We start from the raw sequence: 24,567 nt of genomic DNA, 5'->3' as shown, positions 1-24,567 counted from the left end.
ACCGGGAAACCTCCCGATTTAGGACCAGTGGTGGGACGACTCGACGAGCTGTGGCGCTATGACGGCCGCCGCGCCGTGGTGACCGGATGCGCTTCGGGCATCGGTGAGCACGTGGCGCGGCAGCTCAGCGAACTTGGCGGCGACGTTGTCGGACTGGATAAGCGGCGGCCCTCCTTCGAGCTCAACGGGTTTCACGAGATCGACCTCGCCGACCCGGATTCGATCGATCGCGCGGTGGCGTCCATCGACGGGCCGGTCGACGCGCTGTTCAACGTGGCCGGCGTCTCGTCCGGGATCGGCAACCCCCCGCTGGTGGTCACCATCAACTTCCTCGGGCTGCGGCACATCACCGAGGCGCTGGTCGAGAAGATGCCCGCGGGGTCGTCGATCGTCAGCGTCTCCTCGCTCGCGGCCGCGGGATACCGGGACCATTTGCGGGCGGTGGCGCCGCTGCTCAATACCGCGGATATGCGGCAAGGGATCGAATGGTGTCAGGCCCACCCCGATGCGCTGCCCGGTGGTGGCTACCAATTGTCCAAAGAGGCGATCATTCTGTACACCATGCGAAAGGCCGCGCCGCTCGGCGCCCGGGGCATCCGAATCAACTGCACCGGCCCCGGGGTCACCGAAACCCCGATCCTCGATCAGCTGCGCACCGCCTACGGGCAGGGCTTCCTCGACGACATTCCCAAACCCTTGGGTCGTGTTTCCGGGCCGGACGAACAGGCCTCGGTTTTACTGTTTCTGAATAGCCGTGCGGCCAGCTATATCTCGGGCCAGGTGTTGTGGGTCGACGGCGGAAACGTGGGCGCGGCGATCGCCCGTGAGCTCGAGGAGGGAGCGCCGTGGCCAGCGTAGCCGATTTCCGGCGGGCCGCCCGTGACGTCTGCAACTGGGGGCGCTGGGGGGCCGACGACGAGCTGGGCACGCTGAACTTCATCACCGCCGACAAGGTCGCCCAGGCCGCCGGCCTGGTGCGCCATGGCAAGGTGTTTTCACTCGGCGTGGACTTCGGTGCGTCGGGCCCGCAGGGCGCCTTCGAGTTTCGGCACAACCCGGTGCACGTCATGACCGTGGACGGCGGCGACGTGCACACGCTGGCCAAGTACGGGCCGGATTGGGCGCGAAACCCATTGGCGAAGCAGCTAAGTGGATACATGACCGCCGACAATCCGTTCCGCTTCAACGACGACATGATCATCATGCCGTTGCAGGCGGCCAGCCAATGGGACGCGCTGTCGCACGTCTACTACGACGACCAGCTCTACAACGGTTTCCCGGCGGATTCGGTGACCAGCATGGGAGCCTTCCACTGCGGCATCGACAAAGTCGACGGCAAGGGCATCACCTCGCGCGGTGTCCTGCTGGACCTCGTTCGCCATCGCGGCGCGGAGGTCTTCCTGGAAGCCGGTAACCCGATCACGCCCGAGGAACTGGACGACGTCGTGCGCGCACAAGGGGTGACGGTCGGGCGGGGCGACATCGTGTTGATCCACACCGGTTGGTGGACGAAGTTCCTCGAGACCGGCAACAAGACGGAGGGCTATTCGGGCCTGGACTGGCGCTGCGCCTCGTGGCTGCACGATCACGAGGTGGCGGCGGTCGCGGCCGACAACCTCCAAGTCGAAGACCTGGTGTCCGGCGTCGACGGGATAACCTTCCCGCTCCATCTGCTGTGCCTGCGGGACATGGGGCTGATGTTCGGCGAGTACTGGGACCTCGGTGCCCTGGCGGCCGACTGCGCCGCGGACGGGGTGTACGAATTCCAGCTTGTCGCGCCCCCGCTGAGAGTCGTTGGCGCCGTGGGCTCCCCGGTGAACCCGATCGCGATCAAGTGATGGAGGTTCATCGCAGGACGACGCTGGTCGATGGACTGGCCACCAGCTATCTGGAGGCCGGCGAAGGCGACCCGGTGGTCCTGCTGCACGGCGGCGAGTTCGGCGGCAGCGCCGAACTCGGGTGGGAACGCAACATCGCCGCGCTCGCCGCGCACTACCGGGTGCTGGCGCCCGACCAGCTGGGGTTCGGCCAGTCGGCCAAGGTGATCGACTTCGTCGACGGCCGCGGCATGCGAATCCGCCATGTCGCGCGGTTCTGTGAGCTGCTGGGCATCGACTCGGCCCACTTCGTCGGCAACTCGATGGGCGCCATCAACCTGCTCACCGACGCCACCTCCGAGCGCCCACGGTTGCCGATCCGCAGCCTGGTAGCGATCTGCGGGGGTGGGGAGATCCAGCAGAACCGGCATTTCGACGCGCTGCAGCAGTACGACGCGACGCTGCCGGCGATGCGCCGCATCGTGGAGGCGTTGTTCTACGATCCCGGCTACCCGGCCGACGAGGACTACGTCCGCCGCCGGTACGAGTCGAGTACCGCGCCCGGCGCGTGGGAGGCGGTGGCGGCGGCGCGATTTCGTCGCCCTGACGCCGCACCGTCTTCGACCCCGTCGAGCGCGCGCGACTACGCGCGCATCGGCGTGCCGACGCTTGTTGTCGCGGGGGAAGGCGACAAGCTCCTCCCGTCGGGCTGGGCCGAGCAGATCGCGAAGCAGGTGAAGGGCGGCCGCTCGGCCGTGATTCCCCGTGCGGGTCACTGCCCGCAGATCGAGCGGCCATCGGCGGTCAACGAGTTGCTGCTGGACTTTTTCGCCTCGGCCTGTGGTCAGAACGTGTAGTCCAGCCGGGTCTGCATGCCGGCATCCTGGTGATAGGTGTTGTGACAGTGCAACTGCCACAAGCCCGGATTGTCGGCGACCAGCACGGCGAGGATCTTCTGCCGGGGCAGTACGATCACGGTGTCCTTGCGGGCGCCCGGGCTGCCGTCGGCGTTGATCAGCTGGAAAGTGTGCCCGTGTAGGTGAATTGGGTGGTACATCATGGTGGGGTTGTCGAACGTGATGGTGGGCCGCTCGCCCTCTCGGACGTGCAGCGGGTCGGTGTTGCTGTACGGCCGCCCGTTGATGATCCAGTCGTATTGCATCATATTGCCGCCCAGCACGACGGGGAGGTTCAGGTCGGGCTGGGGCCGGCCCAGGTTGACCGGCGTTGTGGCCGTGAACATTCCGATGGTGCCCACCCGCTTGCCGAGTTCGGGAGGTTGGAACCCAGGGTCGGGTGGGCTGCCGGTTCCGGTCGACAGCAGTGCGCGCGCCAGGTCGTTCTTTCCTTCCGCGAGCGCGACGAGCGGAAAGACCCCGTCGGCCGCGGTCACAATGACGTCGTAACGTTCTGCCATGCCGATCAGCAGGGCGTCGACCTGGGTGGGCACCACGGGAAATCCATCGGTATGGGTGACCGTCATCGAATGCCCGGCCAGCGCGACGCGAAAAGCGGTGTCGGAGCCCGTATTGATGAATCGGATCCTGATGCGCTGACCCGGCTTCGCGTTGAACGTCGTGGGCGCCGCCGGGATCCGGCCGTTGATCAGGTAGCAGGGGTAGTCGATGTCCCCCGCGTCGCCGCCGAGCAGATCGCTCTTACTGCCGTCGTTGTCGGACATGCCAGGCATCTCCGGCATCCCGGACGTCGGCGTCTCCGACGTTGTTGGGCCGGCCGGCGTCGTGGGTGTCGTCGACGTCGTCGTCGGCACGTTCGAGCGGCTCGGCTTGTTCGTACCGGCGAGCTCGTTGTATAGCTGCTGCGGGCTCTTTCCTATGCCATCTGTCCAATCGTCAAGGACGACAATCCATTCGGCGTCGTAGTCGCCTTCGCTCGGGTCGTCGACGATGACCGGCAGATAAAGCCCCATGTCGGCGTCCAGGCCGGTGTGCGGATGGCCCCAGTAGGTGCCCGGATTCGGCACGGAGAAGCGGTAAGTGAAGTCCTGGCCGGCCGCGATGTTCGGGGTCGCGGGTGCGGCGCCGTCCATGTCGTTGCGCAGCGCGATGCCGTGCCAATGCACCGAGGTCGGATGGTCCAGCCGGTTCGAGACGGTGACGACCAGCTCGTCACCGACCTTGGCCCGGATCAGCGGTCCGGGGATGTTGTTGCCGTAGGCGAAGGTACGGGCGACCGGCCCGCCGAGATCGACCTGGGCTTGCTGGGGCGACAGGCTGGCGGTCACGGTGCGCCCGCTGTGCGGCCGCGCCTTTTCGGCGGCGGCGATGGCCGCGGCCATTTGCGCGGCGGTGCCCGATGCCTGGGAGTTGGATTGGCTGCAGCCCGCCAGCGCCAGCCCGCCGGCGACACCGGCGGCCAGGAAACCGCGCCTAGTCAACAGCGCCCCGTCGAAGGTGACCCCGCCTGTGGGCAGCACCGGCATTGCGCGCTCCTCGTCTTGCGTCGACCCGCCCCCGGCGCCTTATACCGTGCTCGGCGGTTGGCCGGAACGCAAGAGTTAGCGGGCGTGCTGGTAGATCTGGTCGGCCGGTGCCGAGGGGACACCGAGTTCGGCCGCGACGGCGTCGAGCCCACGTTGGGCGATATCGAGGTCCACCCGGCCGTCGGCGGTGTAGCACGGACCGACGTAGCGCTCGTAGTGGCGTTGCGCCTCGTCGCGCGTCAGCCGATCCAGAAACGATGCCACGTAATCGACGGCGAGATCGGGTCTTTCGGCCATCGTCCGCAGCGCGCGTTGGTTCGCCCGCACCACCGCCTGCACCGCCGGGCTGTCGACCTGAAGGCGGGTCGCATCCACGGCCACCCCGACGGTGGGGATCTGCAAATGATCCCCCACCCAGGCCAGCACGTGGAACCCTTCCTCCTCGGCGACCTGCTCGGGTGCCATGGTGCTGCCGACGTACGCGGCATCGATCGAGCCATCGCGCAGCCTCCGCAGATCCATCTGGTAGTCACCAGGAGCCCGCGCCACACACTCGAGGTCGCGGTCGGGGTCAAGGCCGTGCCGGCGCAGCACGATCCGCGCGAAGCACCCCGGGGCGGTGTGCCCCGCGTGTACCGCGAGCCGGCGTCCGCGAAGCTCCGCCATGGCGGACACCCCCGGGCCGCCGAGGAACCAGAACAGCGGGCGGTGGGTGTTCACGCTCAGCACCGTCCACTCGATGCCGTGGGTCAGGCGCGATAGCACGCTCCGGCCGAGGCCGATCGTCGCGCAGGAGCGCAGACGCTCTGTATCCCAGGCGATTCCGTCCCGTACCGCGACGTGGACGCCCTCGTCTTGGAAGTAGCCCTCCTGATCGGCGATGTAGGCGATCAGTTCCTCGTGTATGCCGCGCCCGACGTAGGCCAGGTCGATCGTGTGCATGTCGCGTTCAGTCCATCGCGATGCCGCCGTTGACCGGCAGATAGTGCCCGGTGGTGAAACCGGAGTCCTCGCTTGCCAAGAACGCTATGGTGTGGGCGACCTCGTCCGGCGTCACCAGCCGTCCCATCGGAGCGGCCTCTCCCAGCGCACGCACCCGATCCGGCGTGAGCTGGCCGGTCACCGTCGTTCCGCCGACGGTGGCCGGTGCGACAAGGTTGGCGGTGACCCCATGCGGTGCCAGCTCGAGCGCAACGTACCGAACGAACTGGTCTAGGGCCGCCTTCGCCGTGCCGAGCGCGATCATCCCGTCACGCGGCCGTCGGGACAGCCCGGTGCTCAGATAGATCAGCCGGCCATAACCACGGGAAACCATTTCCGGCACAACGGCCTTCGTCAGCATGTAGGCGGCATGCAGCTCCGCGTCCACCTTGCCGCCCAGCTGTTCCCAGGTGAGGTCGGCGAAGGAGGTGACGACGAACGGGATCAACGCGTTGTGCACCAGCACGTCCACTGCGCCCCAGCGCTGCGCTGTTTCGTCGACCATGGCGGAGACGTCAACCGCCACCGTGACGTCGGCCTTGATCGCCACGGCCTCACCGCCGGACGACGTGATGCCGGCGACCACCTCCTCGGCCTCCGGCGCGCTGGAGTGGTAGTTGACCACCACCCGAAACCCGCGTTCGGCAAGGACCCGCGCCGTCGCCGCGCCGATCCCCCGGCTGGCCCCGGTGATCAATGCAACCCGAGGCATCAGTGCCCCGCCTGCCCGCTAGCGCGCGTCACTGGTCTGTCGAGCGGCGGCCCAGTCGCTGAAGCGGGTGGGGTAGATCGTGGGGTCTTCGCTGTCGAGGGGAACGATGGTGTGCTCGTCGAGTTTGGTACCGAAATAGCGGGCCTCGGGGTCGCCCACCACCTGACGTGGGTCGCCGGATGCGGCAAGGGCGGTCCGGATGAAGTCGTCCATCCCGCGCTTCTCGGGGCCGGCGATGTTGGTCATGCCGTTGGTCGGATCGCTGATCGTCGCGCCGGCGACGGCGGTGGCGACATCCTTGGCGGCGATCGGCTGGAACGCCCCGACCGGCAGGCGGATGGTGTCGCCGTCGGTTGCCGAATCGGCGATGGCATTGACGAATTCGAAGAACTGGGTCGCTCGCACGATGGAATACGGGTTACCCGATTCCTCGATCAGCTTCTCCTGGGCAACCTTGGCCCGCATGTAGCCGCTGTCCGGGGCGCGGTCGGCGCCCACGATCGAGAGGGCGACGTGGTGCTGCACACCGGCCGCGCGCTCGGCGGCGAGAAGGTTCTTGGTCGACGCGGTGAAGAAGTGCATCACCGGGTCGTCGTCGAAGGACGGCGAGTTGGACACATCCACCACCTTGTGCACGCCCGCCACCGCTTCCCCGAGACCCTCGCCGGTCACCGAGTCGACGCCCGAGTGAGGGGAGGCCGAGATTGCCTCGTGTCCCAACGCGGTCAGATCGGCGATGACCTGCGAGCCGATGAGCCCGGTACCGCCGATAACCAGTATCTTCATGATTTAGCCCTCCCGAAGTAGCCGATGACTGGTGAACCCAGCATTCCACTTCTGCGCGAACCCTTGAAGTCGGTAGAAAGTGAATTGATATAGACGCAGGTCGCGGGCGGCTTAAATCAATTGCTTGACTTAACGCGGCCACCGCCGATTAACTCGTCGTGTGGTCAACGATCTGGCGGGCAAGGTGGCCATCGTCACCGGGGGGGCATCGGGGATCGGGCGCGGCACGGTGGAGAAGTTTGCGGCCGAGGGTGCGCGGGTCGTCATCGCCGATGTGGAAACCGACAAGGGTGAGGCGCTCGCGGCCGCGCTGGGGCCCGACACCTTCTTCGTGCGCACGGACGTCTCCGACCCGGAACAGGTCGGGGCCCTGGTGGCCGCGGCCGTCGACAAGTTCGGCGGTCTGCACGTGATGGTCAACAACGCCGGGGTCTCGGGCACCATGCACGGCCGATTCATCGAGGACGATCTGGCCGATTTCCACCGCATCATGGCGGTCAACGTCCTGGGCGTGATGGCGGGCACCCGAGATGCCGCCCGGCACATGGCCGCCCACGGCGGGGGCTCGATCATCAACATGACCTCGATCGGCGGCATCCAGGCCGGCGGCGGCGTGATGACCTACCGCGCGTCCAAAGCGGCGGTCATCCAGTTCACCAAGTCGGCGGCGATCGAGTTGGCGCACTACGAGATTCGGGTGAACGCCATCGCGCCGGGCAACATACCTACGCCGCTGTTGAAGACGTCGGCCATGAACATGGATGCCGAGCAGCTCGAGCGGTTCGAGGCAGGCATCCGCGAGACGATGCGCGCCGACCGGCCGCTGAAGCGCGAGGGCACCGCCGAGGACATCGCCGAGGCGGCGCTGTACTTCGCCAGCGACCGGTCGCGCTACGTCACGGGCACCGTGCTGCCGGTCGACGGGGGCACCGTGGCGGGCAAGGCGATCCGATCCAAGAAGCGCGAGGGGTGACAGGCGCCGCTCGAGCGTGACGGTGCCGTCACGCCCGGACCCCAGCGTCACGGCAGCGTCACGTTAGACGACATAGAGTTAAATCAAGCGCTTGACTTAAAGTGGTGGACGAGGTTGACTAGCGGCATGACCACGGCAGGCAGGACCGTTCGCACCGAGCGGGCGAGTTCCACTCAGGAGGCGATCCTGGTGGCGGCCGAGCGGCTGTACGCCGAGCACGGCATGTTCGCGGTGTCGAACCGGCAGGTCAGCGAGGCCGCCGGACAGGGCAACAACGCCGCGGTCGGATACCACTTCGGCACCAAGGCCGACCTAGTGCGCGCCATCGAGCAGAAGCACCGCGGTCCGGTCGAGCAGCTTCGCGAACGCATGGTGGCCGAGGTGCTGGAATCGGGTCGCTCGGCCGACATGCGGGCGTGGGTGGCCTGCCTGGTGCGCCCGCTCACCGACCACCTCGAGCAGCTCGGGAACCCCACCTGGTACGCGCGTTTCGCCGCGCAGGCGATGACCGACCCGGCCTACTACAACATCATCGTCAAGGGGGCGCTCAGCTCCCCGTCGCTGGTTCAGGTCGTCGACGGGGTCAACGGTTGCCTGCCCAACCTGCCGGCCGAGGTGCGATTCGAACGCAACATCATGGCCCGCAACCTGTTGATGCACACCTGCGCCGACCGTGAACGCGCGCTGGCGACGGGTTCATCGATGCACCAATCATCCTGGCGCGCAGCGGCATCCGGCCTCATCGACGCGATCGTGGGCCTGTGGCTGGCGCCCGTGACACCGGACGACTAGGGGTCCGCAGATGAAAGTCACCGTCGACCAGGGCATTTGCGCGTCATCGGGTAACTGCGTCTTGAACGCGCCGGAGGTATTCGACCAGCGTGACGACGACGGCGTGGTCGTCTTGCTCAATCCCCATCCAACGCCCGAGCAGGCCGACGGCGCACGACGCGCTGCCGCGGCGTGCCCCGCACTGGCCATTCACGTCGAGGAATGAAATGTCGGACACACTGACGAGCACCAAGACCGAAGCGGGTCCGCGGATCCCGGACTATCCGATGGCGCGGGATGCGCGCTGCCCGTTCGCCCCGCCGCCGGACGTCATGGCGCTCGCCGAAGCCAGGCCGCTGAGCAGGGTTCGGATCTGGGACGGCAGCACGCCGTGGCTCATCACGGGCTACGACCAGGTGCGCGAGCTGTTCTCCGATTCGCGGGTCAGCGTCGACGACCGCACGCCGGGGTTTCCGCACTGGAACGAGGGCATGTTGTCCACCGTGCACAAGCGCCCGCGATCCGTGTTCACTTCCGACGGCGAGGAACACACCCGGTTCAGGCGGATGTTGTCGAAGCCCTTCACGTTCAAGCGGGTGGAAGGGTTGCGGCCGACCATCCAGCAGCTCACCGACGACCACATCGACGCGATGCTCGCCGGGCCGCAGCCCGCCGACCTCGTCACCGCGCTGGCCCTGCCGGTCCCCTCGCTGGTGATCAGCCAGCTGCTGGGCGTGCCGTACGAAGACGCCGACATGTTCCAGCACCACGCCAACGTCGGGCTCGCGCGCTACGCGACTGGGGAGGACACCGTCAAGGGCGCGATGAGCCTCCACAAATACCTCGCCCAGCTGGTCGAGGCCAAGATGGAAAACCCGGCCGAAGACGCGGTGTCCGACCTGGCCGAGCGGGTCAAAGCCGGCGAACTCAGCGTCAAAGAGGCCGCGCAGCTGGGCACCGGTCTGCTGATCGCCGGCCACGAGACCACCTCGAACATGATCGGGCTGGGAGTCCTTGCGCTGCTGCAGAATCGGAACCAGTTGGCCGTCATCCGCGACGCCGAGGACCCCAAGATCGTCGCGAACGCGGTCGAGGAACTGTTGCGCTACCTCAGCATCATCCAGAACGGCCAGCGCCGCGTGGCCCTCGAAGACATCACCATCGCCGGCGAGGTCATCCGTGCCGGCGAGGGAATCATCATCGACCTGGCCCCGGCGAACTGGGATTCGCGTGTGTTCACCGAACCGGATCGGCTCTACCTGCACCGCTCGGGTGCGGATCGCAATGTGGCGTTCGGCTACGGGCGGCACCAGTGTGTCGGGCAGCAGCTTGCCCGCGCGGAGCTGCAAATCGTCTACCGCACGCTATTCCGCCGGGTTCCGACGCTGGAACTGGGCATCCCGTTCGAGGAGGTGCCGTTCAAACACGACCGGCTTGCCTACGGCGTCTACGAATTGCCGGTGACGTGGTGAGTTCTTTTCTTTGTCTCGCCGATTACTGTCGAAAATGCCGATCCCGAATGGAGGGTCAATGATGACGACTCAAACAGGCACCGTTTCGCTTTACCCGCCGGGAGGCTTTGGCGCACCGAAGGATCGCCGCGGGCATGCCGTCGGCAGCAACGTGGGGCTGCCGGACGGGACGGTGGTTTTCTCCGCCGACAACCACATCTCCCTGGCCGCCGACATCTTCTACGAGCGCTTCCCCGAGGAGCTCAAGGAAAAGGCGCCGCGGATCTGGTACGAGGACGGCGCCTATCAGGTGGGGCGCAAGGGCCAGTCGTTCCTGCCGGGTGACTTCAGCGCGGTGCTGATGCAGTACGACGACCTGCCCGGGGCCGCCAGCACCAACATCGAGGCCCGCATCCAGGAGCTGCGCGAGGATGGCGTCGACAAGGAACTGGCGTTCCCCAACGCGGTGCTGGCGCTGTTCCACTACCCGGACAAGAAGCTTCGTGAACTCGCATTCCGCATCTACAACGAGTACATCGCGGAGCTTCAGGAGCGCTCGGACGGTCACTTCTACGGCGCCGGACTGATCAACTGGTGGGATCCGCAGGGCGCCCGGCGCACGCTGGAAGAACTGAAGTCGTTGGGGCTCAAGACGTTCCTGCTGCCGCTGAACCCCGGCAAGGACGACGACGGCAACCCGATCGACTACTCGAGCACGTCTATGACCGCGGTCTGGGACGAGATCGAAGCCGCCGGCCTTCCGATCACCCACCACATCGGGGAGACGCCGCCGAAGAGCCCGACCGAGTTCAACAGCGTGGTCGTCGGCATGATGATCAACATCGACGGATTCCGGGAAACGTTCGCCAAGTACATCTTCGGCGGCATCCTCGACCGGCACCCGGCGCTGCGCCTCGGCTGGTTCGAGGGCGGCATCTCCTGGGTGCCGTGGGCGCTGCAAGACGCTGAGCACCTGGTCGCGTCCTATCAGCACATGTTCAACCGCCCTTTGGAGCACGACGTGCGCTACTACTGGGACACTCACATGAGCGCGTCGTTCATGGTCGACCCCCTGGGTCTGCAGTTGATCGACAAGATCGGTGTGGACAAGGTGATGTGGTCCAGCGACTACCCGCACAACGAAAGCACCTACGGTTATTCCGAAAAGTCGTTGGCCGCCGTCGTCGACGCCGTCGGGCCGGAGAATGCGGCACGCATCGTCAGCGGCAACGTGACCAAATTCCTGGGGCTGTAGTGACAGCTTTCGCGCCGGCGGGCGGGCTGGCGATCCCCGAAATACCCGACCTGACGCGGATGCGCCGCGAGACCGGAACTCGTCTGCGGGCGGCGATGGCCGAACGCGGCGTCGACGCGCTGATCCTGCTGGGCAACAGCGCGGTGGTCTACGCCACCGGGACGAGTTGGCCGCTGGGCGACGCCGGAATGTCCTACGTCGAGCGGCCCGTGGCCGTGGTGGTCGCCGGCGACGAGTGGCCGCATCTGTTCCTGCCGTTTCGTGCAGGCGTCGCGCACGAATCGGAGCTGCCCGCCGACCACCTGCACGGGCCGGTCTACCTCGAATTCGACGAAGGCGTGGCCGATTTCGCCCGACAATTGGCCGACCTGATACCGGCCGGGGCCGTGATCGCGGTGGACGAGTGCACCGGTGCCATGTCGCGTGCCGCGAAGTCGCTGTTCCCCAACGGCGCTCCCGCCGATGCGTCCGCCGTCGTCAGCGCCGCCAAGGTCGTCAAGACCCCGGACGAACTGGCCTGCATCCGCACCGCGGTTCGGATCACCGACGAGGCGATGGTTGACGTGCACAAGGCGCTGGCTCCCGGCGTCCGCCAGATCGACCTGTCGGCCAGCTTTCTGCGGCGGGCCTTCGAGTTGGGCGCCATGGCCAGCATGCTGGAACCGATCTGGCAGGTGATGCCCCCCAGCAAGGCGGAAGGGGTGTGGACCACGCACGGCGATCTGGCCCTGCCGCTGTTGAGCACCGAGCGCGAACTGGCCGAAGGCGACGTGCTGTGGACCGACGTCAGCATCACCTACCACGGCTACTGCTCGGACTTCGGGCGCACGTGGCTGGTCGGCCGCGACCCGTCCCCGCGCCAGCGGGCGCAGTTCGACGAGTGGCAGGAGATCATGACCGCCGTCGAGGGCGTGGCCCGCGCCGGCGCTACCGCCGGTGATCTCGGCCGCGCCGCCATTGCTGCCAATGGCGGCAGCCGGCCCTGGCTGCCGCACTTCTATCTCGGCCACGGCATCGGCGTCAATGCGGCCGAGATGCCCATGATCGGAACGGATCTCGGACAGGAGTTCGACGACAACTTCGTCCTGCAGCAGGGCATGGTGCTGGTGCTGGAGCCGGTGGTATGGGAAGACGGCACCGGTGGCTACCGCAGCGAGGAGGTCGTGGTGATTACCGAGAAAGGCACGACTCGATTGACCGACTACCCGTACGCCCCCTATGGCTCTCATGTCCGTTGAAGTTTGCCCCGACGACCGGGCGCTGCGCTCGGGGCGCCGCAGGCGGGCGCTCGAGCAGATGGCGGTACACGACCTCGATGTCCTGGTCCTCGGCCGCCAGGCCAACATCCGTTACGTGACCGGCGCCCCGCAGCTGTGGGTCGCCGGAACCCGGCCGTTCGGCCCGTCCTGCGTGCTGGTGCGCGAAACCGGCGCGATCCACCTGCTCAGCACCTGGGACGAAGGCGTTCCCGAGGACATCCCGCACGAAAACCTCTACGGCATCTCGTGGAACCCGGTGAACACCATGTCCGCGCTGCGGCGCATCGACGGGGCGGCCTCCGCGCGCCGTGTCGGAACCGACGCCCTCTCACCGGCTTTCGCGCAGCTGCTGCCCACCGCCTTCCCCAACGCCGAGCTGGTCGACGGGGAGCTCGCCATGCGTGCCGCCCGGCGGATCAAGACGGCCGAGGAGGTGGCGGCGCTGCGGGAGGCGATCGCGATGGCCGAATCCGGCCTGGCCGCTTCGGTGGCCGAGCTGCAGCCGGGCGTGCGCGAACAAACGCTGGCCGGCGTCATGCTGGAGGCGATGGCGGCCGGCGGTGTGAGTACGCCGTCCAATCAAGAATTCGCCTGGATTACCTCGCCGGATCACCCGTGGCGGCGAGTCAACGGTGACAACCGCAACGGGCGCGTTCAAGACGGTGACCTGGTGGCGCTCTCGGCCGGCGTGCTCGCCGGGGGCTACATGGGTGAGGTCGGCCGGACATGGCCCGCGGGCGGTGTCGGGGGTGCGCCCGCCTTGTACGGCCGGTGGGACAACCTGTGCGCCAGGCTGTTAGCGGCATGCCAGCCCGGCGCGGCGGCCGGCGAACTGCTGGCCGCCTACGAAGCCGCGGGCGAGGCGGCGCCCCCGATGCCGGTGGCCCGGGGCCTGGGCATGGGCTTCGACCCGCCGGTGGTGTCCCAGCACCTGCCCCGCACCGCGGCCGACGATCGACTGGAGCCGGGAATGGTGCTGGCCGTGACCGGCTATGTCTGGCAGCAAGGAGTCGGTGCGGTGTTCGGACGCGAGGCCGTGTTGATCACCGCCGACGGACCCGAAGTGCTGACGTCGAGCCCGCATTGGCAGGGATAATGCCGCGACACGTCAACCTTTGCGACGACACGCCGAAATCCCTCGCAGCGGTTTATGTCTCGCAGGCATAGCGTGCCCTCCGAACCAGACGACGAGAAGGTCATCCGGTACGAGAAGGATGCCGAGACCCGCATCGCCACGATCACCTTCGACCGGCCCAGCCACCTGAACGCGCCGACGATCGCTGCGCGGCTGCGCTATGCCGACCTGCTGCACCGCGCCGGCATCGACGACGACGTCAAGGTGCTGGTGGTCCGCGGCGAAGGTGACGACCTGGGCTCCGGTGCCGATCTGACCGAGGAAATGCGGGTGCAGGATTCGGTGGACCAGGGACCACGGCTTGCCGAGTACCGAATCGGCGGAGACGAAGTCAACTTTCCGCCGGACGGCTCGTTTCGGCGCGGCGCCACCCTGGGGCAGTGGTATGCCAACCCGAACTCCGGCATCCGCGGGCTGCAGGACTTCAAGAAGATCAGCATCCTCGAGGTCAAGGGCTACTGCTACGGCTGGCACTTCTATCAGGCGGCCGACGCCGACTTGGTGATCGCCAGCGACGACGCTCTTTTCGGCCATCCCTCCTTCCGGTATTTCGGCTGGGGACCCCGCATGTGGTGGTGGGCGCAGACCATGGGCATCCGGAAATTTCAGGAAATGGTATTCACCGGAAGGGCTTTCACCGCCGCCGAGATGTACGACTGCAACTTTCTCAACAAGGTTGTCTCCCGGGACCAGCTCGAGGCCGAGGTGCAGAAGTACGCACTGGCGTGCGCGCGTAACAGACCCACCGACACCGTGTTCATGCAGAAGGTCTTCTTCGAAATCATGAAGCAGTTTCAGGGTGAATACCTGGGCAGCATGCTCAGCGGCTTCTTCGAGTCGGTGGGCGGCAAAGCCCAGCGGGACGCCGACGGCGACTTCACGCTCGACGACGCGATCCAACGCGGACTGGGCGACGCGGTCAAGGACAACGACGACAAGTTCCCGCCGGAATGGCGTCTCAGCAAGAAGGGGCGCGGCAAGAAGGACTCCAAGGGGAAGAGAAAGTACTAGTGGCGCAACCACTCCCCGAATTCCCGCTGGCCGGTTATACCGTGGTCGACCTGTCCACCGGGATAGCGGGCGCCTACTGCACGAAGTTGCTGGCCGACGGCGGTGCCGACGTCGTCAAAGTTGAGCCGCCAGAAGGCGATCCGTTGCGTCTCTGGTCGGCCTCGGGTGCCGCCATCCGGCCCGGCGAGGACGGCGCGTTGTTCAGCTTCCTTGCCGGATCCAAGCACAGCGTCGTCGCCGATCCCGATGTCGGCGACGACGTCGCCCTGGTCCACGGGCTGCTGGCCGCCGCGGAGGCGGTGGTGTGGTCCGGTGGTTCGGGACTGGCCGAAAGCCCGGACTTCACGCCGCCCGCCATCCACGACCGCCATCCGCACCTCACCGTCGTGTCGATCACGCCCTTCGGGCTCGAGGGCCCCTGGCGGCACCGGGCGGCCACCGAGTTCACGCTGCAGGCCTGGTCCGGGGGAATCATCGGACTCGGACGTGGGGAGCCCGACTTCGCGCCGGTATTCGTCGGCGGGCAGGTGGGGGAATACCTGGCCGGGGTCTGCGCCAGTGCCGCCCTGCTGGCAGCGCGGTACGGCCGGACCGGCGGCGGCCGGGGACAACTGCTGGACCTGTCGATGCTGGAGACGCAGATCCTTTGCCTGACCTACTATCCCGTCACCTACTTTGAAATGCTCGGACGCCCGTGGCGCGACCAGAGACGGCTCACCGTGCCGGGTGTGGCCCGCGCCAAAGACGGGCTGGTGGACCTCGGCTGTGGCACCGCCCAACAGTGGTTCGACCTCTGCGCGATGGTGGGGCACCCCGAGTGGATCGATGAGGAATCGCCGCTGACGATCACCGAGCAGGCCAACATCCACGCCGATGAGATCTACGCGTGGGTCGAGAGCAACACGGTTGACGATATCCGGGAGCTCGCGACGGCGTTCCGAATCCCCAACGCGCCGGTTGCCAACGGCGCCAACATCGCAACGCTCGACCACTTCCGCGAACGCGGATCGTTCGTGCGCAACCCGCGCGACGGATTTCAGCAGCCCGGGCATCCGTACCGCGTCGGGCCCCCCCGGCTGCGTCCGCCGGGCCCCGCGCCGCGGCTGGGGGAGCACACCTCGCGCTACCGGACCGCCGGCGCCGCCACCCGGCCGGCGCCGAGGACTTCGGAAGAACGCCCAAACCGACTGCCGCTGAGCGGGCTTCGCGTGTTGGACATGACAACGTTTTGGGCCGGCCCGTGCGCCACCCACTTCCTGGCCATGCTCGGCGCCGAAGTCATCCACCTGGAATCCGCCCGCCGCCCCGACGGCACCCGCCTGATCGCGGGCCTACCGATCACCGAAGCCCAGTGGTGGGAGAAGTCACCGATCTTCGCGGCGCTGAACACCAACAAGAAGGGGCTGACGCTGGACCTGCAGAGTCCGCGCGGCCGGGAGCTGCTCCGCCGGCTCATCGCGACGTGCGACGTGGTCGCGGAGAACTTCACACCCCGGGTGCTGGACCAGGTGGGGCTGGACTTCCCTGCGATTCAAGCGATCAGGTCCGACACGGTCCTGTTGCGGATGCCCGGATTCGGCCTGGACGGCCCGTGGCGCGACAACCCGGCGTTCGCCTATGTCATCGAGGCCGCGGCGGGCGTGAGCTGGATGACCGGCTATCCCGACCGCACGCCGTACGACCCGTATTCGATCGGCGATCCCAACGCCGGTATGCATGCGCTCAACGCATTGCTGCTGGCGCTGGAGCACCGTCGCCGCACCGGCCAGGGCGTGCTGGTGGAAGCGGCGATGGTGGACGCCGCGCTCAGCATCTCTGCCGAGCAGGTCATCGAGTACTCCGCCTACGGCGCGCTGCCGGAACGGGCGGGCAACCGGGGACCGACGGCGGCGCCGCAAAACCTTTACCGCAGCGCGGATATCGACGAGTTCGGCCGCCCCGACAGCTGGGTCGCCATCGCGGTGGCGACCGACGACCAGTGGGCACGCCTGGGCAAGGCGCTTGGGTCGCCCTCGTGGGCGGCCGATCCGAAGCTGGCCACCGCGGCCGGCCGGGCGGCACACCACGATCTGATCGATGAACACCTGGCCACGTGGTGTGGTCCCCGCGGCCGCGACGAGATCGTCACCACCCTCTGGGAGGCCGGCGTGCCGGTGGCCAAGGTCATGCAGCCGCATCGCCAAACGGAATTGGAACAGCTGGCGTTTCGACACTTCTTCGAGGAGGTCGATCACCCGGTCAGCGGTCCGGCGCGGCTGAGCACCGTGCCGATGAGGTTCTCCGACGGACCCGGCTCTTTCCACACCCGGCACGCGCCACTGCTCGGCGAGCACAATCGCGAATTGCTGACCCAGCTGGGTCTGACCGACTCGGAGATCGCGGGCCTGGAAGCCGATGGCGTCATAGGGCAGGCGCCCGCGATGTGACCGACGGTGGTCGCGGTGTCACATCTGTGAGCGCCGCGGAGTCTAGAGGGCATGAACGCACTACTGCACCGAAGCCCCTGGCCGTGCTGGCGGTGGCGGCGCTGTTCATTCCGGTGCGCTCCGCGGCCAGCCGCTAGTGCTTCCAGCCCTCGGCGGCTTGCTCGTCGAACGTGCCGTCAATGCGCTCGAACCTGCGCTTGATCGAGCGCCGGGCCGCCTCGTGCGGTAGGACGTAGAGCCGGTTGGCCACGATCGCGTCCGCCGTCAGCCTGGCGACGTCGTCGACACTCACGCCCTCGTCCTGCGCCGGCAGCGGGCCGAGCGAGCCCGTCACGTCGGGCGCCGACGCCAGCCCGTAGTCGGCGCCGCGGATTCGTTCCGAGTTCGAGACCAGCTTGGTCTCCACGACCATCGGGCACAGCACCGATACGCCGATGCCGTTGTCCTTGACCTCGCGGGACAGCGTCTCCGCCAGGGCCACGACGCCGTACTTGGCAACGCCGTACGCACCCAGGCCCGCGTTGGGCACCAGTCCGGCGAACGACGCGGTGAACGCGATATGGCCCCCGGTGCCCTGCTCCAGCATCCTCGGCAGGAAGGCCTCGACGGCATGGATCGAGCCCCACAGGTCGATGTCGATCACCCAGCGCCAGTCGTCGTGTGTCATTGCCGAAATCTCGCCCGCGACGACGATCCCGGCGTTGCTGAATAGCACGTCCACCCCGCCGAGGAGGCGAAAGGCCTCGTCCGCGAGGTGAACCACCTCCTCGAGATGCCGCACGTCGCACATCACCCCGTGCGCGTCAAAGCCCTCGGCGCGCAGGTGCTCCACGGCCCGTTCCAGCGCGGGCTGGTCGACGTCGGCGAGCACCAGCCGCGCCCCGCGGCGGGCAAACTCGGTGGCGGTGGCCAACCCGATGCCGCTCGCCCCACCGGTGACCACCGCGGCGCGTCCTTCGAATCCGTCCATACGACGGCACCCTATTTCAGGCAGCTACCCGCGTCGATGGGCAGGGTCACCCCGGTGACGTAGCGGGACTCGTCGGAGGCGAAGAACAGCACCGCGTTGCTGATGTCCACCGGCTCGACCCACGGGACCGGCAGCGTGTGGAACAGCTGACAGATCGGCGCCATGTCGTCGGGACCCGGGTTCTCCAGATCCGGCCGGAACATCCGCCAGGTCCCCTCGTTCATGATCATCGCGGTGCTCACGTGGGTGGGATGCACGGAGTTGACGCGAATCATGTGCTGCCCCAATTCAACCCCGAACGCCCGCATCAGGCCGACGACGCCGTGTTTGGCGGCGACGTAGTGGCCGGTGTGCGGGTAGGCCTTGAGCCCGCCAACCGAGCTTGTCAAGATGATCGACCCGCCGCGGCCGCCGGCAAGGATGTGCGGGACACCGGCTTTCACCGATTTCCACACCCCGGACAGGTTGACGTCGATCATCTCCGTCCAGTCCTCTTCGCTGGTCTTGTCCAGCGTTTCACCGCCATTGCCGATGCCCGCGTTGGCCACGATGATGTCGAGCCGGCCCAGCTGCTCCACGCCGCTGTCGACGGCGGCCTTCAGCGCGTCGTAGTCGCGCACGTCGACTTCCGCCGTGACGATTCGGCGATTATGGCCCTTGACGAGGTCGGCCGTCTCCGCCAGATCCTCGGGTGTCGACGCGGGAATCGCCGTGTCCGGGAGGCCGTCGCGGATCGGTTTGCAGATGTCGACGGCGATGATGTCGGCGCCCTCTTGCGCCAACCGCACCGCGTGGCTGCGGCCCTGACCGCGCGCCGCCCCGGTGATGAAAGCGACTTTGCCTTCAACGCGTCCAGTCATTGGCTCCTACCTCATTTCCTTTTACAGCTCAGCCGAGAACGGCCGGCATGGTCTCCCATCCCCGCACGGTGGAAGTCGGGGACAGCTTGGCCGCGTCAAGGTCGACGTCCCAGTCGGGAAAGCGCTTCAAGATCTCTTCGAGCGCGATGCGGCCCTCGAGTCGGGCCAGCGCCGAGCCGAGGCAGTAATGGGTGCCGACACTGAACGTCAGGTGTTGGCGCGGTTCGCGGCGAATGTCGAAAACGTCACCGTCGGGCGGGAATTGGCGGTGATCACGGTTGGCCGCGCCCACGAGCATCATCATGACGCTGCCCGCGGGTACACGTTGGCCGTAGTACTCGACGTCGCGGGTGACGTACCGGGCGACGTGCGGCGCCGGCGGTTCGAACCGCAGCAACTCCTCGATCGCCGCGGGGATCAGCGACCGGTCGGCGACCAGCGCGCGCCGTTGCTCGGGGTGTTCGGCGAGGACCTTGCCGGCCCAGCCGATCAGCCGGGTGGTGGTCTCGTTGCCGGCGCCGGAGACCACGCTGATGTAGATGAGAAGTTCCTCGCGGGTGAGTCGGCGCACGGTCCCCGTCTCGTCCTCGAACTCGGCGTGCAGCAGTTCGGTCATGATGTCGTCGGAGGGGTGCTCGGCCCGCCAGTCGATGAACTGGCCGAAGAATTCGCCGTTCATCATGTGGTCGGCCGTCGCATCCATCGGCTTGCCCGCTTCGGTGCGCAGGTTCGCGTTGGCGCGATCCCGCGCGGCTTCCTGGTACTCCTCGGGAATGCCCAGCAACATGCCGATCACCCGCATCGGCATCTGCGCCCCGAGGTCGGCGACGAAGTCGAACCGGTCCGTGCCGACCAGCGGATCCAAACTGCGAGCGCAGAATTCGCGGATCTTCGGCTCGAGGTCGTTGATCTTGCGCGGGGTGAACATCCGGGACAGCAGCTTGCGGTGGACGTCGTGGATCGGCGGATCCTCGAACAAGATCACCCCTGGCGGAATGTCGATGTTCGCCTTGATCAGCTCGAGGATCGCGCCCTTGGCCGAGCTGAAGGTCTGGTAGTCGACCAGCCCGCGGTCCACGTCGTCGAACCGGCCCAGCGCGAAGAAGTCGTGCTGCTCGTTGTAGTACAGCGGCGCCTCCTCCCGCAGCCGCCGAAACATCGGGTAGGGGTCGGCGTTCAGCCCGACGTCGTATGGATCGAAGTGGATTTCGCTGGGCGCGCTGAGTGTCACGGGTGGTCAATCCCTCTCGCCGGAACCGCGTTCCCCCCCGGAATCGCGGATCGTGCCGCATGTGACTCTGTCATCACCCGCCAACGGGTGTCAACGACGAATCCGTTTCAGCTAGGTCTGGTTCTATATATTAGAGAATCCGATTCTCAGGAGGCAAACGGCGTGCGCTATTTGCTCAGGTTTTCCATGCCGAACGGGCCCTTAAGGGTCAGCCGACGAATCCGCGTGAGCAGAAATCCCATACCTCATCGGCGGTGATGGGGTGGATCGTCGCGTCGTCGGAGCCGCCGCTGGATTGCGCGATGAACATGACGGTCTGCATGGCCATGGCGGCGATGCGCCGGGGGTTGACGCCCGCGCGCAGCTTGCCGGCGTCGGAGGCCGCCTCCATGAGCTCGGTGAGCAACGCCAGCAGCGGGGCGTGGGCGACCTTGACCTCGGCCGGATGCGTGACCAACAAGCGGGGCGCAAAGTCGGTGAACAGCGGCCGCTTGGCCGTCGGGTCGGGGCGTGACGCCTCGTACAACAGCTCGATGGCGACCTTCAGGCGCTCCAGCGGATCGGTCTGGCTCTCGGTGGCCGCCCGGATCTGGTCGGCCGAACGGCTCAGCGCGTCTTCGAACAGCGCGAGCAGCAGCTCGTGTTTGCCGTCGAACTGCAGGTAGAAGCTCCGCAACGACTGGCGGGACCGGTCGACGACCTCCTGGACGGTGAAGTCGGTGCTGCCCTTCTCGATGATGATGGCCTGCGCCGCGTCGAGGAAACGCTGAACGCGCTGCGCCGCCCGCAGTTTCGCGGTTTTGATGGATCTTTCGACGGCGCGCTGCTTCCAGGCGGGCTCTTCGCTTGGACTCGTCACGGTCGGCTCAGGTGATTGCCGCGTGGGGAGAACATGGTTGGACTCTACCGGAGAACGCCGTGCCATCGGTGCGCTCGACCCCCTATGGACGCCGTGTCGGAGATTGTAACTTTCTCACGACGAGAATACTATTCTCTTAGACGCGTGTATGGAAGCGCAATCGCGGGGAGCATAACGCGCCGTCCCGGAGAATCCGGAAACCGCCATTCGAGGAGTCCAGTGCAGCTGACCTTTGACGCCGACGTGGAGGCGTTTCGCGCCGAGTTCGTGGCCTTTCTGGACGCACACCTCCCCTCGGAGGCCGAGGCGGTCGAGCGTCCGCGCTCGAGTTCCCACATCCCGGAATGGGCCCGGCGCTGGCAACGGCTGCTCTTCGACAGCGGCTGGCTGCTGCCCGGCAATCCACCCGAATTGGGGGGTCGCAACGCCACGCTGTTGCAGCAATATGTGTACCTGGAGGAATTGGGGCGCCGGCGTATCTATCAAAGCTTCAATCCGCAGGGCGTGGGCATCATCGCGGCGTCGTTGTTGACGTTCGGCACCGAGGAGCAGCAGCGGCGATGGGCGGTGCCGATTCTGCGGGCCGAGATCACCGCGTCGCTGGGGATGAGCGAGCCCGGCGCGGGCTCGGACCTGGCGTCGTTGAAGACACGGGCGGTGCTGGACGGAGATCACTTCGTGGTCAATGGGCAGAAGGTGTGGACGTCGGGCGCGCACGACGCCGACGTGTTGTTGGCGTTCGTGCGCACCGATCCGGACAAGCCGAAACACAAGGGCATCAGCGCGTTGATGATTCCCACCGACACCCCGGGTGTGGTGCGCCGCCCCTTCGCGTCGATGTGCGCCGACGACGAAATCGACTTCAACGAGGTGTTTTTCACCGACGCGCGGGTGCCGGCCGAGAACCTGGTGGGCGAACTCAACGGGGGCTGGCGCGTGGCGACCGGTTCGCTCGGCCACGAACGGGTCATGCTGTGGATGGGCTACGTCGACCTATTGCGCGAGCTGACCGTCGATTTCACTCCGTCGGGATCGCTTGAGCGCGACCGCTACGCGACCCTGGTGATGGATTCCTATGCGCTGCGGCTGTTGGGGTCGGCGGCCCTGGCGCGCGCGGCCCGCGGGGAGGAGGACGTGCCCGCGCAGTCGGTGCTCAAGCTGCTCGGCTCCGAGGCCCTGCAACGCGCCTCCGAGGACGCGCTGGGCGCCGCCGGCGCCGACGGGCTCGTGTACCACGCGATCACCGCGCCGTTCGCCCCGCTGAACCTCGACAGCCACTACCGCAGCTGGTTCGACCGGTACGCGCGCAGCTTTGCCGCGACCATCGCCGGTGGCACGTCCGAGATCCAGCGGAACATCATCGCCGAACGGGTGCTCGGCCTGCCGCGCAACTAGCGGGCGTCCGACCAGGCGTAGTAACCGATCGCGACGAGTCCGGCGGCGATCGACACCGCCCCTAATACGATGCCCGCGAGGGCGATTCGCGGGTTGTTCGCCTCGCCGCGCTGCACTCTCCTGCGGGCGACGTCGCCGGTTATCACCGCGGCTATGCCGAAGGGCACCCCGATGAGCAGCCAGCAGGTGAGGAGCGCAACGAGGCCCACGAGCAGCGAAGCAACGCCGACCTCGTTTTGGGGTGCATCGGGCTGACTCATCGCGTCCCATCCTCGTGGTTGCCAGACGAGTGTACGCGCAGGAACGCGGCCGGCCGTTACAGCTGGGCCAGCCGGGGCGCAAAGCCTTTGGCTCGCAGCATCGTTCCGGCCTCACGGGTCAACTCCCGGCCGCTGCCCAGCAGCGCGTCGAGGAGCAGCGACCGCTTGACGTGGCGGTGCAGCGGGTGCTCGGCGGTGAAACCGATGCCGCCCAGCACCTGCTGGCAATGGCGCGCGGCGGTCAGCGCGGCCTGACCGGCCGCGGCCTTGGCCAACAGGGCGGCCAACCCGTCCGGGTCGTCCGGCGGTGCGGCGGCGGCCAGGGTCGCCTCGGCGCCTTCGATCGCGACGAGCGTCTCGGCCAGCCGGTGCCGGATCGCCTGAAAGGAGCTGATGTGCCGGCCGAATTGAACGCGGTCCAGGGCGTGCCGGCGCGCCAGGGACAGCATCGCCCGGCTGGTTCCGATCAGCCACCAGCCAACCGCGCGCCGGCCGGCGGCCAGCGCGGCCTGCGGCATCGGATCCCCTTGCGCCACGCGGTGTATCGGCAGCTCGCCGTCGATCGCCGAACCGGAATCGTCGCCGCGATCCCACAGCACCCAGGAGCCGCCGGCAAACGGCAGCGCCACGGTGCCGCCGGCCGCCGACCCGGCCGCGCTCAGCACGACGTCGTTGAGGACGGGGGCGTGCGCGCCGGTCTCGCCAAGCAGCCGGAACACCAAAGGTATTGCAATGCCGGGTATTTCATCGAGCATCTCGCGCCAGCCGACGTCGGACAACGCCGCGTCGAGCTTGGTCCCGCTCGCGGCGGTCATGGTGGTGCGCAGGGAATCGGCCAGCATGCGCAGCGCCTCGGGATCCACGATTCACTCCTTCCCGAGGTCGAGCAGCCGACGGGCGATGATGTTGCGCTGGATCTCGGCGGTTCCGCCGTAGATGGTGGCCGCGCGCGAGTACAGGTACTCCGCGCGCCACGGTGTGTCGTCGAGTTCCAGCGTCGCGGGCAGGAGGTCGTGGACGGTGTCGTAGAGCCGTTGTTCGGCGGTGGCCAGCAGCACCTTGTCGATGGAGGTGTCGGCCCCGAGCCGCGCACCGTCACCCAGCCGGTGCTGGGTGTCGCGGGACCGGCAGCGCACGGTGTGGAGTGCGAGATAGGCCGCGCCGAGCGCGGATTCGTCCGGGTCCCCGGCCGCCGAAGCTTCGGTGATGAGTTCATCGAATCGTGAGTACAGGTAGGCGATTCGCTGCCAGAAGCAGGTGGAACGCTCATAGGGCAGCAGGTCCATCGCCAGTCGCCAGCCGTCGCCCGGCCGCCCCAGCATCCGGGCCGCCGGGACCACCACGTCGTCGTAGTACACCTCGCAGAACTCGTCGACGCCGTGCATGGTGCGCAGCGGACGAATCGTGATGCCCGGGGTGTCCAGGTCGACGAAGAACGCCGTGATTCCGTCGTGGCCCGGCGCGGTGCGGGTGAGCAGGACGCAGCGTGTCGAGAACTGCGCGAAGCTGGTCCAGACCTTCTGCCCGTTGATGATCCAGTTGTCGCCGTCGGGCGTGGCGCGGGTGGTCAGCGAGGCTAGGTCGCTGCCGGACCCCGGCTCGGAGAAGCCCTGACACCAGTGCTCGCGACCGCTCAGCAGCCGGGGCACCATCTGGGCGGCGAGTCCGGCCGGTGCGTAGTCGATCATCGTGGGCGCGAGCACCTCGAGCATCGAGTACGGACCCGGTTCGGCGAGCCGCCGACCGACGACCTCTTCGCCGACGATCGCACGCAGCACGGCGGGCCCGCCCAGCCCACCGACTTCTTTCGGCCAGCTGTAGCGCATCCAGTCGGCGTCATACAGCGCCCGACTCACCCGGGCGAATTGCTGCATATGGCCCTGCAGCGAGTGGTCGGGCCCGGGGGTCAGGTCGTTCTCATCGAGCCACGCGCGCAGGGCCGCCCGGAACTCCTCGACGTTCACGGCTCGGC

24 protein-coding genes are annotated in these 24,567 nt (G+C 67.4%); 13 read left to right on the top strand and 11 right to left on the bottom strand.

Features of this window, described 5'->3' with window-relative positions; genetic code table 11:
• Positions 1-30: 30 nt before the first annotated feature.
• From BN4348_RS50880 to BN4348_RS50870, 3 genes are read left to right on the top strand one after another with little or no spacing between them, the layout of a single operon-like run.
• Positions 31-858 (top strand): coniferyl-alcohol dehydrogenase, encoded by an 828-nt coding sequence (locus tag BN4348_RS50880; protein WP_066916078.1) that lies wholly within the window; start codon positions 31-33, stop codon positions 856-858.
• Positions 846-1,838 (top strand): cyclase family protein, encoded by a 993-nt coding sequence (locus BN4348_RS50875; RefSeq protein WP_066915826.1) that lies wholly within the window; start codon positions 846-848, stop codon positions 1,836-1,838. Before BN4348_RS50880 ends, BN4348_RS50875 begins: the two co-directional genes overlap by 13 nt.
• Entirely contained in the window at positions 1,838-2,674 is an 837-nt protein-coding gene (locus tag BN4348_RS50870; protein WP_066915824.1) for an alpha/beta fold hydrolase, read from the top strand. The genes BN4348_RS50875 and BN4348_RS50870 overlap by 1 nt, the downstream gene beginning before the upstream one ends.
• Here BN4348_RS50870 and BN4348_RS50865 read toward each other — a convergent pair.
• From BN4348_RS50865 to BN4348_RS50850, 4 genes are all read right to left on the bottom strand, one after another.
• Entirely contained in the window at positions 2,662-4,260 is a 1,599-nt protein-coding gene (locus BN4348_RS50865; protein WP_066915822.1) for a multicopper oxidase family protein, read from the bottom strand. The genes BN4348_RS50870 and BN4348_RS50865 overlap by 13 nt on opposite strands.
• 75 nt (positions 4,261-4,335) lie before the next feature.
• Complete coding sequence (locus tag BN4348_RS50860) at positions 4,336-5,202, bottom strand: ABC transporter substrate-binding protein (RefSeq protein WP_066915820.1); 867 nt, start codon at positions 5,200-5,202, stop codon at positions 4,336-4,338.
• A gap of 7 nt (positions 5,203-5,209) precedes the next feature.
• Positions 5,210-5,953, bottom strand: a complete 744-nt coding sequence (locus tag BN4348_RS50855) for an SDR family NAD(P)-dependent oxidoreductase (RefSeq protein ID WP_066915818.1) — start codon at positions 5,951-5,953, stop codon at positions 5,210-5,212.
• Between the two features lie 18 nt (positions 5,954-5,971).
• Complete coding sequence (locus tag BN4348_RS50850; protein ID WP_066915816.1) at positions 5,972-6,739, bottom strand: SDR family oxidoreductase; 768 nt, start codon at positions 6,737-6,739, stop codon at positions 5,972-5,974.
• Positions 6,740-6,899: 160 nt separating this feature from the next.
• Here BN4348_RS50850 and BN4348_RS50845 point away from each other — a divergent pair, with 160 nt between their 5' ends.
• From BN4348_RS50845 to BN4348_RS50805, 9 genes are all read left to right on the top strand, one after another.
• Positions 6,900-7,712 carry an SDR family NAD(P)-dependent oxidoreductase gene (locus BN4348_RS50845; protein ID WP_066915814.1) on the top strand — a complete coding sequence of 271 codons (813 nt, stop codon included), beginning with the start codon at positions 6,900-6,902 and terminating at the stop codon, positions 7,710-7,712.
• Positions 7,713-7,838: 126 nt separating this feature from the next.
• Positions 7,839-8,504, top strand: a complete 666-nt coding sequence (locus tag BN4348_RS50840; protein WP_066915812.1) for a TetR/AcrR family transcriptional regulator — start codon at positions 7,839-7,841, stop codon at positions 8,502-8,504.
• A gap of 10 nt (positions 8,505-8,514) precedes the next feature.
• Positions 8,515-8,709, top strand: a complete 195-nt coding sequence (locus BN4348_RS50835; protein ID WP_066915810.1) for a ferredoxin — start codon at positions 8,515-8,517, stop codon at positions 8,707-8,709.
• A gap of 1 nt (position 8,710) precedes the next feature.
• On the top strand, positions 8,711-9,955 hold the full coding sequence (locus BN4348_RS50830; RefSeq protein ID WP_066915809.1) for a cytochrome P450: 1,245 nt from the start codon (positions 8,711-8,713) through the stop codon (positions 9,953-9,955).
• Between the two features lie 172 nt (positions 9,956-10,127).
• Positions 10,128-11,189, top strand: a complete 1,062-nt coding sequence (locus BN4348_RS50825; RefSeq protein WP_211145818.1) for an amidohydrolase family protein — start codon at positions 10,128-10,130, stop codon at positions 11,187-11,189.
• A gap of 59 nt (positions 11,190-11,248) precedes the next feature.
• Positions 11,249-12,427 (top strand): M24 family metallopeptidase, encoded by a 1,179-nt coding sequence (locus BN4348_RS50820; RefSeq protein ID WP_211145817.1) that lies wholly within the window; start codon positions 11,249-11,251, stop codon positions 12,425-12,427.
• On the top strand, positions 12,417-13,544 hold the full coding sequence (locus BN4348_RS50815; RefSeq protein ID WP_066915805.1) for a M24 family metallopeptidase: 1,128 nt from the start codon (positions 12,417-12,419) through the stop codon (positions 13,542-13,544). The genes BN4348_RS50820 and BN4348_RS50815 overlap by 11 nt, the downstream gene beginning before the upstream one ends.
• 54 nt (positions 13,545-13,598) lie before the next feature.
• On the top strand, positions 13,599-14,594 hold the full coding sequence (locus BN4348_RS50810) for an enoyl-CoA hydratase/isomerase family protein (protein WP_066915803.1): 996 nt from the start codon (positions 13,599-13,601) through the stop codon (positions 14,592-14,594).
• Positions 14,594-17,020 (top strand): CaiB/BaiF CoA-transferase family protein, encoded by a 2,427-nt coding sequence (locus BN4348_RS50805; protein ID WP_407937908.1) that lies wholly within the window; start codon positions 14,594-14,596, stop codon positions 17,018-17,020. Before BN4348_RS50810 ends, BN4348_RS50805 begins: the two co-directional genes overlap by 1 nt.
• A gap of 133 nt (positions 17,021-17,153) precedes the next feature.
• On the opposite strand, the gene BN4348_RS50800 is transcribed toward BN4348_RS50805, so the two are convergent.
• The 4 genes from BN4348_RS50800 to BN4348_RS50785 all read right to left on the bottom strand — a co-directional run bounded on the left by BN4348_RS50800 (position 17,154) and on the right by BN4348_RS50785 (position 20,940).
• The gene (locus BN4348_RS50800; protein ID WP_066915801.1) at positions 17,154-17,990 is read right to left on the bottom strand and encodes an SDR family NAD(P)-dependent oxidoreductase; all 837 of its coding nucleotides are present in this window, start codon (positions 17,988-17,990) and stop codon (positions 17,154-17,156) included.
• 11 nt (positions 17,991-18,001) lie between these two features.
• The gene (locus tag BN4348_RS50795; RefSeq protein WP_066915799.1) at positions 18,002-18,850 is read right to left on the bottom strand and encodes a mycofactocin-coupled SDR family oxidoreductase; all 849 of its coding nucleotides are present in this window, start codon (positions 18,848-18,850) and stop codon (positions 18,002-18,004) included.
• Between the two features lie 28 nt (positions 18,851-18,878).
• Entirely contained in the window at positions 18,879-20,081 is a 1,203-nt protein-coding gene (locus BN4348_RS50790; RefSeq protein WP_066915797.1) for a cytochrome P450, read from the bottom strand.
• A 208-nt stretch (positions 20,082-20,289) separates the two neighbouring features.
• On the bottom strand, positions 20,290-20,940 hold the full coding sequence (locus tag BN4348_RS50785) for a TetR/AcrR family transcriptional regulator (RefSeq protein WP_066915795.1): 651 nt from the start codon (positions 20,938-20,940) through the stop codon (positions 20,290-20,292).
• 219 nt (positions 20,941-21,159) lie between these two features.
• Here BN4348_RS50785 and BN4348_RS50780 point away from each other — a divergent pair, with 219 nt between their 5' ends.
• Entirely contained in the window at positions 21,160-22,335 is a 1,176-nt protein-coding gene (locus BN4348_RS50780) for an acyl-CoA dehydrogenase family protein (protein WP_066915793.1), read from the top strand.
• Here the strand turns inward: BN4348_RS50780 and BN4348_RS50775 are convergent.
• Genes BN4348_RS50775 through BN4348_RS50765 form a run of 3 tightly spaced genes read right to left on the bottom strand, consistent with a single transcriptional unit; the run spans position 22,332 to position 24,559 of the window.
• Positions 22,332-22,595, bottom strand: coding sequence for a DUF4190 domain-containing protein (locus tag BN4348_RS50775; protein WP_066915791.1), 264 nt, complete (start codon positions 22,593-22,595; stop codon positions 22,332-22,334). The two genes, BN4348_RS50780 and BN4348_RS50775, sit on opposite strands and share 4 nt — an antisense overlap.
• A 56-nt stretch (positions 22,596-22,651) precedes the next feature.
• Positions 22,652-23,437, bottom strand: a complete 786-nt coding sequence (locus tag BN4348_RS50770; RefSeq protein ID WP_066916072.1) for an acyl-CoA dehydrogenase family protein — start codon at positions 23,435-23,437, stop codon at positions 22,652-22,654.
• Between the two features lie 24 nt (positions 23,438-23,461).
• Positions 23,462-24,559 carry an acyl-CoA dehydrogenase family protein gene (locus BN4348_RS50765; RefSeq protein ID WP_066915789.1) on the bottom strand — a complete coding sequence of 366 codons (1,098 nt, stop codon included), beginning with the start codon at positions 24,557-24,559 and terminating at the stop codon, positions 23,462-23,464.
• Between the last annotated feature and the right edge of the window lie 8 nt (positions 24,560-24,567).

Origin of the sequence: Mycobacterium interjectum (assembly GCF_900078675.2) — a bacterium.
Classification (GTDB): domain Bacteria; phylum Actinomycetota; class Actinomycetes; order Mycobacteriales; family Mycobacteriaceae; genus Mycobacterium; species Mycobacterium interjectum.
The sequence above is the reverse complement of the archived record's forward strand: the minus strand, read 5'-3'. Positions and strand labels throughout refer to the sequence as shown.